A 1764-nucleotide genomic window follows, 5' to 3' on the forward strand; every position below is an offset into this window, starting at 1 on the left:
GGCGGCCTGCGTTGCTGCGAACGTCAGATTGTGCAAAAAGTCTTTTGTCCCCAGCATTTCCGTCGTATCTTGAGACTATACTAAGAGACGATCCCAATGCCCGTAAAAATAGGTCAGAACCCCGCCCAGGTAAGCTGTTTTCCCCTCCCCCTCGAAGCCAAAGTTGCCCCCGACGCCGAAGTCCGCGTCATTGCGGCCTTCGTCGACCAGCTCGATTTGATTCAATTAGGTTTTCCCCGGGTCAGTAAAATGGGCGCCTCCGCTTATTCCACCGGCGACCTATTAAAGCTATATCTCTACGGCTACCTCAACCGCGTCCGCTCCAGTCGCCGGCTGCAACGCGAATGTGCACTCAACATCGAGCTCCACTGGATGCTGCGCGGACTGCAACCGAAGTACCACACGATCGCCGACTTCCGCAAAGATCACCCCAAACAACTCAAGGCCGTCTTTCGCGAATACGTCCTGCTCATGAAGGAGTGGGACCTCATCGCCGGCAACCGGATTGCCGGCGACGGCACCAAAATCCGGGCGCAAAACGCCAGCAAGAAAAACTTCACGGACCCTAAATTAAAACGCAGTTTGGAACGCATCGACCGGGGCATTGCTAAAGCACTCAAGGAGTTCGCCACCCGCGACGAACAGGAGGACAGCGCGCTCAAAACCGAGCTGCAAAACCGGGCCCAGGAAAAGATCGCCGCGCTCCAAGAACGGCGGGTCAAATACGAAGAGATGCGGGAGCTACTCCGGGTCCACGACCAAACGCAAATCAGCCTGACCGACCCCGATTGCCGCAGCCTCGTCACGAAGGGGACGGAGTCTTTGGTGGGCTACAATATCCAGTCGGTGGTCGACGCGGAGCACAAGGTCATCGTCCACGTCGAAGCCACGAACACCACGGACATAAACGCGCTCAGCGGTTTGGTGGCGGCGGCCAAAGAGACGTTGGACCTACAGGACGGAACCGAAGTACTTTTCGACACCGGCTACCATAACACCGACGAACTGGGCGCGGTGGAAGCCCTGGGCATGGTGCCCTACGTCGCCGAACGCCGGACCGTCAGCCGCGGTCGTCCCGACGCCGGCTACGCACCGGAAGAGTTTACGTACGACGAAAAAGAGGATGCCTACACGTGCCCCAACGGCGAGCAACTGAAAAGTTCCGGCAAGTGGTACCAACGCAAAACTCGGACGCGGGGCGCGGTCGCGGGTGCCGGGCAAAGTGGCCGGCAAACGGGGGGGCAGCGGTACCAAAACTACCGGCTGTCGAAGTCCGTTTGCGACGCCTGCCCGCTGCGGGAAAAGTGCCTGAGCAAGTCCGCTCAAGAACAACGCCGTGGCCAAACCATCACGCGCCAGGAACACGCCGCCGCCGTAGCCCGCAACCGGCAACGGCTCAAAGATCACCCCGAAATCTACCAACAACGCAAGGCGATCGTCGAACACCCGTTCGGCACCATCAAGCGTCACTGGACGGGTTATTATACCTTAGTAAAAGGTCTGGAAAAGGTTGATGGAGAATACAATTTGATAGCGACCTGCTATAATATCAGGCGAACCATGTCTATTTTAGGGGTATCGGAGTTGCTGGAGCGCCTGAGAGGGCGTTTATCCAGTTATTTTGCTTCGTTTGGACTAAATGGCCGTGTGAAAGTGGATTTAGCTGGAATATCTGGTGAGCGCTCAGGAGGGGTTGTGTGGCGGCGGGTGCGCTTGTTGGTGAGGCTTGAGCTTTGCTACTGACTTCTTGCACGGTCTCACGTT

Annotated in this window: 1 protein-coding gene; it reads left to right on the top strand. The window is 57.4% G+C overall.

Translation table 11 applies throughout. The features are described from left to right. Positions 1-96 precede the first annotated feature (96 nt). Entirely contained in the window at positions 97-1743 is a 1647-nt protein-coding gene (locus GGR27_RS19730; RefSeq protein WP_168040640.1) for an IS1182 family transposase, read from the top strand. Positions 1744-1764: the final 21 nt, after the last annotated feature.

Source organism: Neolewinella antarctica, assembly GCF_011927835.1.
In the GTDB taxonomy this organism is placed as follows: Bacteria; Bacteroidota; Bacteroidia; order Chitinophagales; family Saprospiraceae; genus Neolewinella; species Neolewinella antarctica.